At 71.8% G+C, this 14337-nt stretch carries 9 protein-coding genes and 1 riboswitch; of the genes, 3 read left to right on the top strand and 6 right to left on the bottom strand.

The window, feature by feature from the left end; translation table 11 throughout:
- Positions 1 to 7: 7 nt before the first annotated feature.
- Positions 8 to 4321: a HAMP domain-containing protein gene (locus tag KKZ08_RS27960; protein ID WP_223777057.1), complete on the bottom strand. Its 4314-nt coding sequence runs from the start codon at positions 4319 to 4321 to the stop codon at positions 8 to 10.
- A gap of 236 nt (positions 4322 to 4557) precedes the next feature.
- Here KKZ08_RS27960 and KKZ08_RS27955 point away from each other — a divergent pair, with 236 nt between their 5' ends.
- Positions 4558 to 5778, top strand: a complete 1221-nt coding sequence (locus KKZ08_RS27955; protein ID WP_223777056.1) for an LOG family protein — start codon at positions 4558 to 4560, stop codon at positions 5776 to 5778.
- Here KKZ08_RS27955 and KKZ08_RS27950 read toward each other — a convergent pair.
- On the bottom strand, positions 5775 to 6926 hold the full coding sequence (locus tag KKZ08_RS27950; protein WP_223777055.1) for a glycosyltransferase family 4 protein: 1152 nt from the start codon (positions 6924 to 6926) through the stop codon (positions 5775 to 5777). The genes KKZ08_RS27955 and KKZ08_RS27950 overlap by 4 nt on opposite strands.
- A gap of 141 nt (positions 6927 to 7067) precedes the next feature.
- Here KKZ08_RS27950 and KKZ08_RS27945 point away from each other — a divergent pair, with 141 nt between their 5' ends.
- Together KKZ08_RS27945 and KKZ08_RS27940 are read left to right on the top strand one after the other, a co-directional pair.
- Positions 7068 to 8297 carry a sensor histidine kinase gene (locus KKZ08_RS27945; protein WP_223777054.1) on the top strand — a complete coding sequence of 410 codons (1230 nt, stop codon included), beginning with the start codon at positions 7068 to 7070 and terminating at the stop codon, positions 8295 to 8297.
- A gap of 62 nt (positions 8298 to 8359) precedes the next feature.
- Positions 8360 to 9031 carry a response regulator transcription factor gene (locus KKZ08_RS27940; protein WP_223777053.1) on the top strand — a complete coding sequence of 224 codons (672 nt, stop codon included), beginning with the start codon at positions 8360 to 8362 and terminating at the stop codon, positions 9029 to 9031.
- 90 nt (positions 9032 to 9121) lie between these two features.
- Here the strand turns inward: KKZ08_RS27940 and KKZ08_RS27935 are convergent, their stop codons facing one another.
- The 4 genes from KKZ08_RS27935 to rlmN all read right to left on the bottom strand — a co-directional run bounded on the left by KKZ08_RS27935 (position 9122) and on the right by rlmN (position 14269).
- Positions 9122 to 10201: an ABC transporter ATP-binding protein gene (locus tag KKZ08_RS27935; protein ID WP_223777052.1), complete on the bottom strand. Its 1080-nt coding sequence runs from the start codon at positions 10199 to 10201 to the stop codon at positions 9122 to 9124.
- The gene (locus KKZ08_RS27930) at positions 10201 to 11889 is read right to left on the bottom strand and encodes an iron ABC transporter permease (RefSeq protein WP_223777051.1); all 1689 of its coding nucleotides are present in this window, start codon (positions 11887 to 11889) and stop codon (positions 10201 to 10203) included. Before KKZ08_RS27930 ends, KKZ08_RS27935 begins: the two co-directional genes overlap by 1 nt.
- The gene (locus KKZ08_RS27925; protein WP_223777050.1) at positions 11865 to 12944 is read right to left on the bottom strand and encodes a thiamine ABC transporter substrate-binding protein; all 1080 of its coding nucleotides are present in this window, start codon (positions 12942 to 12944) and stop codon (positions 11865 to 11867) included. Before KKZ08_RS27925 ends, KKZ08_RS27930 begins: the two co-directional genes overlap by 25 nt.
- Positions 12945 to 13021: 77 nt before the next feature.
- Positions 13022 to 13138, bottom strand: a riboswitch (TPP riboswitch).
- Positions 13139 to 13162: 24 nt separating this feature from the next.
- A complete protein-coding gene (gene rlmN, locus KKZ08_RS27920) occupies positions 13163 to 14269 on the bottom strand; it encodes a 23S rRNA (adenine(2503)-C(2))-methyltransferase RlmN (protein ID WP_055534624.1) in 1107 nt (368 codons plus the stop codon).
- Between the last annotated feature and the right edge of the window lie 68 nt (positions 14270 to 14337).

The raw sequence follows: 14337 nt of genomic DNA, 5'->3' as shown, positions 1-14337 counted from the left end.
GAGGTGGTCACCGGACCGTCGACTCCTCACTGAGCCAGCGCCCGATGCAGGCGATGAGGTCGCCCGCGTCGACGGGCTTGGTGACGTAGTCGCTGGCCCCGGAGGCGAGGCTCTTCTCCCGGTCGCCCGGCATGGCCTTCGCCGTCACGGCGATGATGGGCAGCGTCGCGTAGGCCGGGTCCTGCCTGATCTCCGTCGTCGCCGCGTACCCGTCCATCTCGGGCATCATCACGTCCATCAGGACCAGGTCGATCTCCGGGTTGGCCCGGAGCGTCTCGATGCCCTTGCGGCCGTTCTCGGCGTGCAGCACCTCGATGCCGTGCAGCTCCAGGATGCCGCTGATGGCGTACAGGTTGCGGGCGTCATCGTCCACGACCAGCACGACACGCCCGGAGAGGCTGCCGCCCGCGGCCGGCGGGGGCTGCTCGCCGACCTCCTCGCCCCGCGCCAGCGGGACCACGTCGCCGGGCTGCTCGGCGGACAGGTGCAGCGCGATGCGCTCACGCAGCTCGTCCAGACTGGAGATCAGCTCCAGGGGGCGCGTGTGGGAGCGCGACTGCAGCCGCTGCTCGTGCTCCGGGTCGAGGCGGCGGCTGTTGTGCGCGAGAACCGGTACGGACGTCACGGCGGTGTCGCCGTCCATCGCGTCGAGGAACGCGAACGCCTCGTCCTTCGGCATGTCCAGCTCCAGGACGACGCAGTGGCAGGCCCCCGCGGCCAGGCTCTCGGCCGCCTCCACCGCGCCGACCGCGGTGATGACCTCGAAGTCCGCCTCCGCCGGCTTCACGGAAGGCTCCCGACCCCCGGACAGGTCGGCGACGGCGCTCTCCGCCACCAGGGACAGCAGGCCGCGCGCCCGCCCCTCGACCACGAGCAGCCGGCGCTTGCGCTGCGGCGCCGGGGCGGCGGCGATGCCGGCCCCGTCACCCGCCGCACGGATGGGTGTGGCCCGCGTGACCTGCGGGGCGACGGCCCCGGTCTCCCACTCGGCGCGGCTCACGGGCAGGTAGAGCGTGAACGTACTGCCCTGCCCCTGCGTGCTCGCGGCGACGACCACGCCGCCCAGCAGGTGGGCGATCTCCCGGCTGATGGACAGGCCGAGGCCCGTGCCGCCGTACTTGCGGCTGGTGGTGCCGTCGGCCTGCTGGAACGCGCCGAAGATCGCTTCGAGCTGGTGCTCGGCGATGCCGATGCCGGTGTCCTTCACGCGGAAGGCCAGCATCGCCTCGCCGCGTCGCACGGACGCCGGCACCTCGCTGTCCCCGGCCCGCTCGATGCGCAGCTCGACGCTGCCGCGCTCGGTGAACTTGACCGCGTTGGAGAGGAGGTTGCGCAGGACCTGCCGCAGCCTGGAGTCGTCGGTGCGCAGCTCGGACGGCACGTCGGGCGCGGTACTGATGGTGAATTCGAGGTGCTTTTGGGTGGTCATCGGGCGGAAGGTCGCCTCGACGTAGTCCAGGAGCTTGCGCAGCGGCACCGGCTCCGGGTTGATGTCCATCTTGCCCGCCTCGACCTTGGACAGGTCGAGGATGTCGTTGATGAGCTGGAGCAGGTCGGAACCCGCCGAGTGGATGATGCCCGCGTACTCGACCTGCTTCGCGGTGAGGTTGCGCGTCGGGTTCTGCGCGAGGAGCTGGGCGAGGATGAGCAGGCTGTTCAGCGGGGTGCGCAGCTCGTGGCTCATGTTGGCCAGGAACTCCGACTTGTACTTGGAGGTGAGGGACAGCTGCTGGGCCCGTGCCTCCAGTTCCTGGCGGGCCTGCTCGATCTCCAGGTTCTTCGTCTCGATGTCGCGGTTCTGGGTCGCCAGCAGGGCCGCCTTCTCCTCCAGTTCGGCGTTGGAGCGCTGGAGCTCGTCCTGCTGGACCTGCAACTCCGTGGAGCGGGCCTGGAGTTCGGCGGTCAGCCGCTGGGACTCCTCCAGCAGCTCGTCGGTGCGCGCGTTGGCGACGATGGTGTTGACGTTCACCCCGAGCGTCTCCATCAGCTGCTCCAGGAAGTCCCGGTGCACCGGGGTGAACTGCTCGAACGACGCCAGTTCGATGACACCGAGGACCTGGTCCTCGACGAGGATCGGTACGACCATCAAGCTGCCCGGCGCGGCCTGCCCGAGCCCGGACGAGATGCTGACGTAGTCCGCCGGGATCCGGTTGACGGCGATGGGCCGGCGGCTGCGCGCCGCCTGGCCCACCAGGGACTCCCCGAGCTGGAAGCGTCTGCGGCCGACGCTGTCGACGGGGCGGCCGTAGGACCCGACGAGGGTGAGTCCGGTGGACCCGTCCGTCTCCTCGACGAGGTAGAAGGCTCCGTACTGCGCCGCGACGAGGGGAGCCAGCTCGTCCATGACCAGCTCCGCGACCACGGCGAGGTCCCGGTGGCCCTGCATGAGGCCGGAGATGCGGGCGAGGTTGGACTTGAGCCAGTCCTGTTCCTGGTTGGCCCTGGTCGTCTCGCGCAGCGACTCGACCATGGTGTTGATGTTGTCCTTGAGTTCGGCGACCTCGCCGGAGGCGTCGACGGTGATGGAGCGGGTCAGGTCGCCCTCGGCCACCGCGCTCGCCACCTCGGCGATGGCGCGGACCTGCCGGGTGAGGTTGCCGGCCAGTTCGTTGACGTTCTCGGTCAGGCGCTTCCAGGTGCCCGACACTCCCTCGACCTCGGCCTGGCCGCCCAGTCTGCCCTCACTGCCGACCTCGCGCGCCACGCGCGTCACCTCGGCGGCGAACGCGGAGAGCTGGTCGACCATCGTGTTGATGGTCGTCTTCAGCTCCAGGATCTCCCCACGGGCGTCGACGTCGATCTTCTTGGACAGGTCGCCGTTGGCCACCGCGGTGGTGACCAGGGCAATGTTGCGCACCTGGTTGGTCAGGTTGTTGGCCATCGAGTTGACGTTGTCGGTGAGGTCCTTCCACGTGCCCGCCACGTTCGGGACGCGGGCCTGACCACCGAGCTGGCCCTCGGTGCCGACCTCGCGCGCCACGCGCGTCACCTCGTCGGCGAAGGCCGAGAGCGTGTCGACCATCGTGTTGATCCCGCCGGCGAGCGCGGCGACCTCGCCCTTGGCCTCCACGGTGATCTTCTGCGAGAGGTCACCGCGCGCCACCGCGGTGGCGACCTGGGCGATGGAGCGCACCTGGCCCGTCAGGTTGGAGGCCATGACGTTCACGTTGTCGGTGAGGTCCTTCCACGTGCCGGAGACACCGCGGACCGTCGCCTGGCCGCCGAGATTGCCCTCGGTGCCGACCTCACGGGCGACGCGGGTCACCTCGTCGGCGAACGCGGAGAGCTGGTCGACCATCGTGTTGATGGTCTCCTTCAGCTGGAGGATCTCGCCGCGCGCGTTGACCGTGATCTTCTGCGACAGGTCTCCCCCGGCCACCGCGGTGGCCACCTGGGCGATCGAGCGCACCTGGTCCGTGAGGTTGCCCGCCATGCTGTTCACCGAGTCGGTCAGGTCCCGCCAGGTACCCGAGACGCCCTTGACGTCGGCCTGGCCGCCCAGGATGCCCTCGGTGCCCACGTCCCGCGCCATGCGGGTGACCTCGTCGGCGAACGACGAGAGCTGGTCGACCATCGTGTTGATGGTCTCCTTCAGCTGGAGGATCTCGCCGCGCGCGTTGACCGTGATCTTCTGCGACAGGTCGCCCTTGGCCACGGCGGTCGTGACCTGGGCGATGTTGCGGACCTGGTCGGTGAGGTTGCCGGCCATCAGGTTCACCGAGTCGGTCAGGTCCCGCCAGACACCGCCGACGCCCGGCACCTGGGCCTGCCCGCCCAGCTGCCCTTCGCTGCCGACCTCGCGGGCGACGCGGGTCACCTCGGCGGCGAACGCGGAGAGCTGGTCGACCATCGTGTTGACGGTGTCCTTCAGCTCCAGGATCTCGCCGCGCGCGTCCACGTCGATCTTCTGCGACAGGTCGCCCTTGGCCACGGCGGTCGCCACCTGGGCGATGTCGCGGACCTGGGTCGTCAGGTTGCCCGCCATGGCGTTCACGTTGTCGGTCAGGTCCGCCCAGGTCCCGGAGACACCGGGTACGACGGCCTGCCCGCCCAGCGTTCCCTCCGTGCCGACCTCGCGCGCCACGCGCGTCACCTCGGACGTGAACAGCGACAGCTGATCGACCATGCCGTTGAAGACGGCGGCGATCTCCCCGATCAGCCCGTCGCCCTCGTCCGGCAGCCGCGTACCGAAATCGCCGTCCCGTACGGCCGTCAGCCCCGCGAGCAACTGCCGCAGCTCCGGCTCGCCCACCCCGCCGCTCCCACGAGAGGCCCGCGATCGTGGCACCGAGCGCTCCTTCTCGACCGCCACCTCAGCCATGCTCGTCCTCGTTTCACTCAGCTACCGCAACAAGGGGCCACCCCCGGCACACCGCGTGTGCCTCCCTGAGGAGTGTCACCATCCGACTCGCACAGTCATCACCGTCCGATAACGGCTGTACGAAGATACGCAGCGGGTCGCCCCCCGACCTACCCGGGTGCGCGACTCGCCTTCCGCGATGCCGGCGCCGCACCCGGCCCCCAGGCGCTACGGTCATCGTTTCCTAGTATGGGCGGATGCAGCCGACCGACGAACCGACATCCACATCCCGTGCGACCGGCGAGGACCGTGAGATCGAGACCCTCGCCGAGTTCGACGAGGTCTCGGGACGCGGCGCTCTCGCCGGCTGCCGCGTCCAGGCCGTCGACCTGACGGAGCGCACCGCCACGCTCAAGGCCGCGCATGTCGCGGGTGCCGTCTTCCTGGGCTGCCCCATGAGCGAGGACGCGGCGGCGAAGGTGCGGGCCTCGGGCGCGCTGGTCTTCCCGCCGGTCCCCGGGCTGCCGTTCAACCCCTACCGGGGGCTGCTCTACACTCCCGACGACCTGTTCGCCGGCCTCGCCGGGGGCGGGTACGACGCGACGCCCGACGCCCACGCGTACGACTGGTTCCAGCGGACCAAGGCCGACGGCGACGTCTTCTCCTCGATGCTGCGCGCGATACACGACGACTCGATCTCCGACGCCCTGGACGAACTGCTCGCCGGCGCGGGGGTCGTGGGCGTCATGGGCGGCCACGCGATGGCACGCGGCACACAGGAGTACGCGGGCGCGGCCCGGCTCGGCCGCGCGCTGGCCCGCGCCGGCTTCACGGTCGCGACGGGCGGCGGCCCCGGCGCGATGGAGGCGGCGAACCTCGGGGCGTACGCCGCCGTCTTCGCCGACGGCATGCTGGAGGAGGCCCTGGAAATCCTCGCCAAGGCGCCGTCGTTCACGCCGTCGGTCACCGAGTGGGCGCGGGCGGCCTTCGCGGTCCGCGAGCGCTGGCCATCCGGCGGCGCCTCGGTCGGCATCCCCACGTGGTTCTACGGCCACGAGCCGCCGAACGCCTTCGCCTCCCACCTGGCCAAGTACTTCGCCAACGCCACGCGTGAGGACGGCCTGCTGGCCCGTTCGAACTCGGGCGTCGTCTTCCTGCCGGGCGCCGCGGGCACGGTCCAGGAGGTCTTCGACAACACCACGCCCAACTACTACGAGTCGCGCGGCGAGCCCACCCCGATGGTCCTGGTCGACCGCGCGCACTGGACGGAGCACCTCCCGGTCTGGCCCCTGCTCCAGTCGCTGGCGCGCGGCAGGTCCATGGAGTCACGGATCGCCCTGGTGGACCGGGTCGAGGACGCCCCCGCCAAGCTGGACTCCCTCCTCTCGGCCGGGGGGTACGCGCCGGAGCCCGCCCCCAGCCACACTCCGGGCCACACCGCCGGTCACTCCCCCGGTCACACCCCCAGTCACCCCTAGGCGCGCGGCTCCAGCAGCCCGGCGAGCACCTCGTAGGACCGCCCCCAGTCCCACTCCTCCCGCACCCACGCCCGCCCCTTGTCCCCCATGGAGCGGGCGAGGCCGCGGTCGCGCAGCAGGCGTACGAGGCGGTCGGCGACGGCTGCCGGGGAGCGGCCGTCGACCACGTAGCCGCTCTCGCCGTCCCGTACGGCGTCCGGTGCGCCGCCGGAGTCCCCGGCCACGACGGGGAGTCCGGCGGCGGCCGCCTCCAGGAAGACGATGCCGAGCCCTTCCACCTCCAGGCCCCCTCTGCGGGTGCGGCACGGCATGGCGAAGGCGTCGGCGGCGGCGTAGAAGGGCGGCATCGCGTGGTGCGGGTGGCCGCCCGCGAAGACGACGCCGTCCAGGACGCCCTGTTCCTCGGCGAGCCGGCGCAGCCGCGCCTCGTACGGTCCGGCGCCGACCAGCAGCAGCGTGGCGCCGGCGACCGCCCTGCGCACCATCGGCCACGCCTCGATCAGGGTGTCCTGCCCCTTGCGCGGCACGAGGCGCGCCGCGCACAGGACGACCTGCCTGCCGTCCGTGAGTCCGTACCGCTCGCGCACCGGGCGGCCGTCGACGCCCGGCCCGAACTCCTCGGCGTCGACGCCCGGCACCAGGCGGGCGAACCGCACATCGGGGTCCATGGCCCAGCGGACGGGTTCGCGGGTGCTCGGCCCGAGATACGTGACGCAGTCGGCGCCCGTCCCGATGCGGCGCAGCAGCGTCCGCGCGCCCGGGGTGCGGGCCCACCACACCTCGTGGCCATGGGTCGTGGCGACGACCGTGCGCACCCCGGCCTCCCGCCGCAGCCGTCCGGCGAGCAGCCCGAGCGGGGCTGCGGCACCGAACCAGACGCGGTCGCAGCCGTACCGCCGGGCGAGGGCGACGGCCCGCTCGCCCGTGCGCCGCGTCGGCAGCAGGGTGCGGGCCCGGTCGCGTACGACGGGGTGGGGAAACGTGCTGTCGTACGCCACGTCGCCCGGCTCGGCGGAGGTGTACACGACGGCCGTGCCGGGCGGAAAGCGCCGGGTGAGGGTGTCCACGAAGGTCTCGATGCCGCCCTGCCGGGGCGGGAAGTCGTTGGTGATGACGAGAGTGCGAGGGATGCGAGGCGGGTGGGGCATGCTCCGACGGTAGGAACGCGCGGCGCGCGGCGCGTCGCACGAGGCTCCGGGACCGTGGATCAACCCGTGGCATGACATCCCGCGCCGTTCTCCACCTCGGCGCCGACGCGGCGCTCCCTGCCGCCCCGCGAGAATCGGGGCATGAGCACGACCATTCCTCGGCGGCCCCGCCCGGTGCGCGGACGTCTGCGCGCCCTGGCCGCCGCCCCCGCCTACCCGTGGTGCACGGGCGCGGCCCTGACCGTGGGGGCGGTCGCCGAACTCAGCGCGTTCCCCGGCTCGCTGACGAACGGGGCCGCCATCCTGATCTCCACGGCCTCGCTGATGTGGCGCCGGGCCTTCCCGCCGGTCGCCCTGGTGAGCGTGGCCGCCGGGCTGCTGAGCTTCGGCGCCGACTCGTCGCTGTCGATCGCGGTGATGATCAGCGGGCTCGTCAGCTGTTACGTCCTCGGCCGCCACCGCGTGCTGCACCCGGCGCTGCTGATCGCGGGCGGCGCGTTCGGGGCCCTCGCGGTGAACCTGTGGCACGTCCTGCGCTGGGCCCGCGACGACCGGCTGCCCGACGTGCCGCCGCTCGGCAACGCCGGGTCACTCGGCCTGTTCGCCGAGGCGTTCGGGCTATCGGCGGTGATCCTCGGCGCCGTCTGCATGGGTGACGCGGTGCGCTCCCGCGAGGAGACACGGCGCGAACGCGCCCACACGCAGGCGCAGTTGATCGCCGAGGAGCGGCGGCGGGCGGCCGAGGCCGAGCGCGCGGCCATCGCCCGTGAGCTGCACGACATCGTCTCGCACTCCGTGTCGATGATCGCGGTGCAGGCGGAGAGCGCGACGTACACGACGCCGGGGCTGAGCCCGCAGGCCCGTGACGGCTTCCAGCAGATCGCGGGAACGGCCCGCGCGTCCCTGGCCGAGCTGCGCCGGCTCCTCGGCGTCCTGCGCACCCCGGCCCCGCGGCACACCGGAACCACCGCGGCCGCCGCGACCGCCCCGCAGCCCACCCTCGACCACCTCGACGAACTCATCGAGCAGCACCGCGCGGTGGGCGGAGCCGCGGAGCTGCGGATCAGCGGGGAGCGGGTGCCGCTGGCCGCGGTGTGGGAGCTGTCGGCGTACCGCATCGTGCAGGAGTCCCTGACGAACGCCCGCAAGCACGCCCCCGGCGCCCGCGCGCTCGTCGAACTCGACTACCGCAAGGACCGGTTGGCGCTCCGCGTCACCGACGACGGCCCCGGACCGCCGCGGGACGGCGGTGGCGCTGGCGGCCACGGCCTGACCGGCATGCGTGAGCGCGCCGCCCTGGTCGGCGGCAGCCTCACCGCGGGCGCGGGCCGCGACGGCGGGTTCCGCGTGGAGGCGGAACTGCCGTGGTGACGAAGGACATCCAGGCTCCGGAGAGGAACGGACCCGCTCCGGAGCGGAAGGGACCCCCCGCCGTGATCAGAACCCTCGTCGCGGACGATCAGGCCGTCGTGCGCACCGGTTTCGTGAACCTCCTGGGCACCCAGGACGACATCCAGGTCGTCGCCGAGGCCGAGGACGGCGCCCAGGCCGTCCGCCTCGCGGCCGAGCACCGCCCCGACCTGGTCCTGCTCGACATCCGTATGCCGCGCAAGAACGGCATCGACGCGGCCCGCGAGATCCTCGCGGCGTCCGGCGGCGCGACGAAGGCGCTGATGCTGACGACGTTCGGCCTCGACGAGTACGTGTACGAGGCGCTGACCGCCGGGGCCTCGGGGTTTCTGCTCAAGGACGCGACGTTCCCCGAACTGCTGCACGCGGTACGGGTCGTGGCGGCGGGCAACGCCCTGCTGTCGCCAGAGATCACCAAGCGTCTCGTCGCCGAGTTCACGCGCCAGCGGGCCGCCGTCCCCCCGGTTCCCGCGGGCGGCGTCGACGGGCTGACGGCCCGTGAGGTGGAGGTGCTCGTCCTCATCGCGCAGGGCCTGTCGAACGCGGAGATCGCCGACCGCCTCACGATCACCGACCACACCGTGAAGACGCACATCAACCGCCTCTTCACCAAGATGGGGCTGCGCGACCGGGCGCAGGCGGTGATCCTCGCGTACGAACGGGGACTGGTGAGGGCCGCGGCGGCGCGGAGCTGAACCGTACTCCTCAGCCGAAGGAGGCCCGCGCCAACCAGAAGTCGAGCAGCTCCCGCTCCCCCAGGACCTCCCCCTCTCCTTGAGCGCGCGCTACAGCGACTTCCGCCCCCCGGACACCCCCGCCGCCGGCAAGGCCCCCGCGCCCCCGAGAACCACCACATCCCCGGCGTCGAAGGCGACCCCCACCCTCTCGCCCACCTCCGGCGCCTCCCGCAGCGCGCACGCCGCCTCCAGGCGCGGTCCTTCCGCCGGCTGGAGGCGCACCGCGACATGGGTGCCGCGGAAGGTCCGTGCCGTCACGGCGCAGGGCAGCCCCTGCTCGACGGGGACGAGGCGCACCCCGGCCGGCCGCACCAGGATCTCGCAGCGCCCGGCGGGGGCGCCCTTCGGCACGGGGACCTTGCCCCATGCCGTGTCGGCCGTCTCGCCGGTGACCGTCGCCGGGAGCACGTTCTCGAAGCCGAGGAACCGCGCGACGAACTCGTCCACCGGGCGCTGCCACACCTCGAGGGGCGTGCCGGACTGGGCGATCCGCCCCTCCCGCATCACGACGACCCGGTCGGCTAGCGCGAAGGCCTCACCCTGGTCGTGCGTGACGGCGAGCACGGTCGTGCCCAACTCGTCGAAGAGTTCCCGCAGTTCGACGACGAGGCGTTCGCGCAGGGAGCGGTCGAGCTGACCCAGCGGCTCGTCGAGCATCAGCAGCCGGGGGCGGGGCGCGAGTGCGCGCGCGAGGGCGACCCGCTGCTGCTCGCCGCCGGAGAGCGAGGCGACCGCGCGCCGCTGCGCCTTCGGCAGGCCGACGAGTTCGAGCAACTCGGCGACGCGGTCGGCCTGTTCGCCGCGCGAGGCGCCCCGCATGCGCAGCCCGAAGGCGACGTTGCCCGCCACGTCGCGCTGCGGGAAGAGCTGGTGGTCCTGGAACATCAGGCCGACGCCCCGCTTGTGCGCGGGCACCCCGCGCTGGTCACGCCCGCCGAGCTCGATGCGCCCCGCGTCGAGCGACTGGAGCCCGGCGACCGCCCGCAGCAGCGTCGACTTGCCGCTGCCGCTCGGCCCGAGCACGCAGACGATCTCGTGCTCGGCGACCTCCAGGTCCACGGCGTCGAGCACGGCCCGCGCCCCGAACCGGACCGTCGCCTCACGCAGGCTCAGCAAGGCGGTCGTCATCAGAACTCCCCCGAAGTGCGGTCGGTACGGATGCGTTCCAGCAGCAGCAGCGACACCGCGCACACCACCATCAGGATGGTCGAAAGGGCCATCGCCTGGCCGTAGTTGAGGTCCCCGGCCCGCCCGAGCAGCCGCGCCACGGCCACCGGCAGGGTCGGGTTGTCGGGCCGCGCGATGAAGACGGTCGCCCCGAACTCGCCGAGCGACACAGAGAAGGCGAACCCGGCGGCGATCAGCAGCGCCCGCCGCACCATCGGCAGGTCCACCTCCCGCCAGGCCCGCAGCGGCGACGCCCCGAGCACGGCCGCCGCCTCCCGGAGCCGTCCGTCCACCGCGCGCAGGACGGGCAGCATGGTGCGTACGACGAACGGCACGCCGACCAGGGCCTGGGCGAGCGGCACCAGGATCCAGGTGGCCCGCAGATCAAGGGGCGGCTCGTCCAGCGCGATCAGGAACCCGAAGCCGACGGTCACCGCCGATACCCCGAGCGGCAGCATGAGCAGCGCGTCGAATCCGCGTACGAGACGACCGGCTCTCCGCGTGAGCGCGGCCGCCGCCAGCCCGCCGATGACGACCGCGATGCCGGTGGCCACCACCGCGTACTGGAGCGAATTCCACACCGCCTCGATCGGCGGCACGAGGAAGGCACCGCCCTCCGCCGAGGTCAGCTCCCGGTAGTACGCGAATCCATGGCCGCCGGGAGCGTCGAGGGAGCGCTGGACCAGCACGCCGAGCGGCAGCAGTATCAGCCCGGCGACCGTGGCCATGACCAGGCCGAGCAGCGTCCACTGCCCCGCGCCGCGCGGGCGGCGGGCCACGGCCGAGGCGTCGACCAGCTTCAGCACGCTCTCGCGCCGCCGCACGGTCCAGGCATGGATCGCGAGGATGAGCCCGACCGCCGCGAACTGCACGACGGTCAGGACGGCGGCCGTGGGCAGGTCGAGCAGCTGCGCGGTCTGCCGGTAGATCTCCACCTCAAGGGTGGAGTACGCGGGTCCGCCGAGGATCTGGACGATGCCGAAGGAGGTGAAGGTGAAGAGGAAGACCATGAGGGCGGCGGCCGCGACGGCCGGCCCGAGCGCGGGCAGCGTCACCGTCCGCCAGGCCCTCCAGCGCGAGGCGCCGAGCATCCGCGCGGCCTCCTCCTGGCGCGGGTCGAGCTGTGACCAGAGCCCGCCGACGGTGCGGACGACGACCGCGTAGTTGAAGAACACGTGCGCGAGCAGGATCGCCCACACGGTGGTGTCGAGCCGCACACCCCACAGCTCGTCGAAGAGCCCGCCCCGCCCGATCAGCGCGAGGAACGCCGTGCCGACCACGACGGTGGGCAGCACGAACGGCACGGTGACGACGGCCCGCAGCACCTGCTTGCCCGGGAAGTCGAAGCGCGCGAAGACATACGCGCCGGGGAGCGCGATCAGCAGCGTGAGCGCGGTCGACGCGAGCGCCTGCCAGGTGGTGAACCACAGGACGTGCCGGATGTCGGACTGCCCGAGCACGTCCACGATCCGCCCGAACCGCCAGCCGCCGTCCACATGCAGTCCGCGCGCGACGATCGCCGTGACCGGATAGGCGAAGAAGAGCGCGAAGAACGCGACGGGCACGGCCATCAGACCGAGCCGCGCCGCGCTCCCGCGGCCGAATCCCCTGGGGGGACGGGCCTTTACTTCAGTACGAGCGAGGTCCACGACTTGATCCACGGCTCGCGGTTGTCGGCGATCTTCTTCGGGTCCATGGTCTGCGGCTCGTCGACCGTCACACCGTGCTTCGTGAACAGCTCGGGCAGCTCGACGCCCTCCCGCACCGGGTTCACGAACATGTTCAGCGGCATGTCCGCCTGGAACTCCTCGCCCGCCAGGAAGTCCAGGAGCGCCTTGCCGCCCTTGGCGTTCTCGGCGTTGCTGAGCAGGCCCGCGTACTCGACCTGGCGGAAGCACGTGCCGGTCGCGACGCCGGTCGGCGCCTCCTTGGGCCGCGGCTTGCCGTAGAGCACCTCCACGGGCGGCGAAGAGGCGTAGGAGACGACGAGCGGCCGGTCGCCCTTGGCCTTCTTGCCGCCCGCGGACCCGGAGAACTCCTCGTTGTACGCCTGCTCCCAGCCGTCGACGACCTTGACGCCGTTGGCCTTGAGCTTCTTCCAGTAGCCCTCCCAGCCCTTGTCGCCGTACTTCGCGGCGGTGCCGAGCAGGAAGCCGAGACCGGGCGACGAGGTCGAGGCGTTCTCGGTGACCAGCAGGTTCTTGTACGCGGGCTCGGCCAGATCCTCGAAGGATTTCGGCGGCGCCAGCTTCTTGTCGGCGAAGTACTTCTTGTCGTAGTTGACGCAGATGTCACCGCTGTCCACGGGCGTCACGCGGTGCTTGCCCTGGTCGACGCGGTACTCCGGCTTGATCTCGTCCGAGCCCTTGGCCTCGTACGACTGGAAGAGGCCGTTGTCGAGCGCCCGTGACAGCAGGGTGTTGTCGACTCCGAAGAAGACGTCGCCCTGCGGGTTGTCCTTGGAGAGGATCGCCTTGTTCACGGCGGCGCCCGCGTCCCCGTCCTTGAGGACCTTGACCTGGTACCCGGACCGCTTCTCGAATTCCTTCAGTACGTCCTTGGAGACGTTGAAGGAGTCATGGCTGACGAGCGTGACGGACTTGGAGTCCGCCTTCGAGGCGTCGTCGCCGGAGCCGCACGCCGAGACGGCGACGAGCCCGAGGCCCACCGCGATGGCGACGGAGGTGATCTTCTTGGTGCTCACTGAGTTGTCCTCCTGGGTGTCCAGGAAGAGACGCGGCCCTGCCCGCCGACCGGATGGCCGCGGGCAGGGCGCAACAGCTTGAGTGGTGCCCGAACTTCCTACCCAGAATGACCTGGGCGAGGTTCAGAGGGTCTGCGGCCCACCTGTCCAAGGTGCCGCACTCTCAGCGCTGTGGCGCTCCCCTGTCGGAATATGCAGATGTGTGTACGACGGCCAGACTACCTCTCGGCCGCGGCGAGCTGACCGCACGCCCCGTCGATCTCCTGGCCCCGGGTGTCCCGGATCGTGACCGGCACGCCATGGGCGGCGATGGCCTCCACGAACGCCTTCTCGTCCTCGGGCCGCGAGGCCGTCCACTTCGAGCCCGGCGTGGGGTTCAGCGGGATCAGGTTCACGTGCACCGGCTTGCCCTTGAGCAGCCGGCCGAGGCGGTCACCGCGCCACGCGTGGTCGTTGATGTCGCGGATCAGCGCGTACTCGATGGAGAGGCGACGCCCCGACTTGGCCGCGTACTCCCAGCCGGCGTCGAGCACCTCCCGCACCTTCCACTTGGTGTTGACCGGCACGAGGGTGTCGCGCAGGTCGTCGTCCGGGGCGTGCAGCGAGATCGCGAGACGGCACTTGAAGCCCTCGTCGGAGAACCGGTGGATGGCGGGGACGAGCCCCACCGTCGACACCGTGATCCCGCGCTGCGAGAGCCCGAGGCCGTCCGGCTCGGGGTCGGTGAGGCGGCGGATGGCACCGGTCACACGGTTGTAGTTGGCCAGCGGCTCGCCCATGCCCATGAAGACGATGTTGGACAGCCGGGCGGGCCCGCCGGGGATCTCGCCGTCGCGCAGCGCGCGCATGCCGTCGACGATCTGGTGCACGATCTCGCCCGTCGACAGGTTCCGGTCGAGACCGGCCTGGCCGGTGGCGCAGAACGGGCAGTTCATGCCGCATCCGGCCTGGGAGCTGATGCACATCGTGACCCGGTCGGGGTAGCGCATGAGCACCGACTCCACCAGCGTCCCGTCGAAGAGCCGCCAGAGCGTCTTGCGGGTGGTGTCGTCGTCACAGCTGATGTGCCGCACCACGGACATCAGGTCGGGCAGCAGAGCCTCACGGAGCTTGTCGCGCGCGCCGGCGGGGATGTCGGTCCACTCGGCCGGGTCGTGGGCGTACCGCGCGAAGTAGTGCTGCGAGAGCTGCTTGGCGCGGAACGGCTTCTCGCCGATGGCGGCGACGGCCTCCTTGCGCTCGGCGGGCGTGAGGTCGGCGAGGTGCCGCGGGGGCTTCTTGGCTCCGCGGGGCGCGACGAAGGTGAGTTCTCCGGGTACAGGCATGGTCCATCCAGTGTCGCAGACATACGACGAGGGGCCCGCCGCCCTGTGGACAACGGACCCCTCACGCA

This window comes from Streptomyces sp. 135 (genome assembly GCF_020026305.1).
In the GTDB taxonomy this organism is placed as follows: domain Bacteria; phylum Actinomycetota; class Actinomycetes; order Streptomycetales; family Streptomycetaceae; genus Streptomyces.
Note: the sequence above shows the minus strand (reverse complement) of the source record. Positions and strands in the feature narration are given on the sequence as shown.

What these genes read in the sequence shown, in the direction of transcription:
- KKZ08_RS27935 (WP_223777052.1), bottom strand. Translation starts at nt 10,201, where the DNA reads ATGACGACCGCCTTGCTGAGCCTGCGTGAGGCGACGGTCCGGTTCGGG.
- KKZ08_RS27960 (WP_223777057.1), bottom strand. Translation starts at nt 4,321, where the DNA reads ATGGCTGAGGTGGCGGTCGAGAAGGAGCGCTCGGTGCCACGATCGCGG.
- KKZ08_RS27945 (WP_223777054.1), top strand. Translation starts at nt 7,068, where the DNA reads ATGAGCACGACCATTCCTCGGCGGCCCCGCCCGGTGCGCGGACGTCTG.
- KKZ08_RS27950 (WP_223777055.1), bottom strand. Translation starts at nt 6,926, where the DNA reads ATGCCCCACCCGCCTCGCATCCCTCGCACTCTCGTCATCACCAACGAC.
- KKZ08_RS27955 (WP_223777056.1), top strand. Translation starts at nt 4,558, where the DNA reads ATGCAGCCGACCGACGAACCGACATCCACATCCCGTGCGACCGGCGAG.
- rlmN (WP_055534624.1), bottom strand. Translation starts at nt 14,269, where the DNA reads ATGCCTGTACCCGGAGAACTCACCTTCGTCGCGCCCCGCGGAGCCAAG.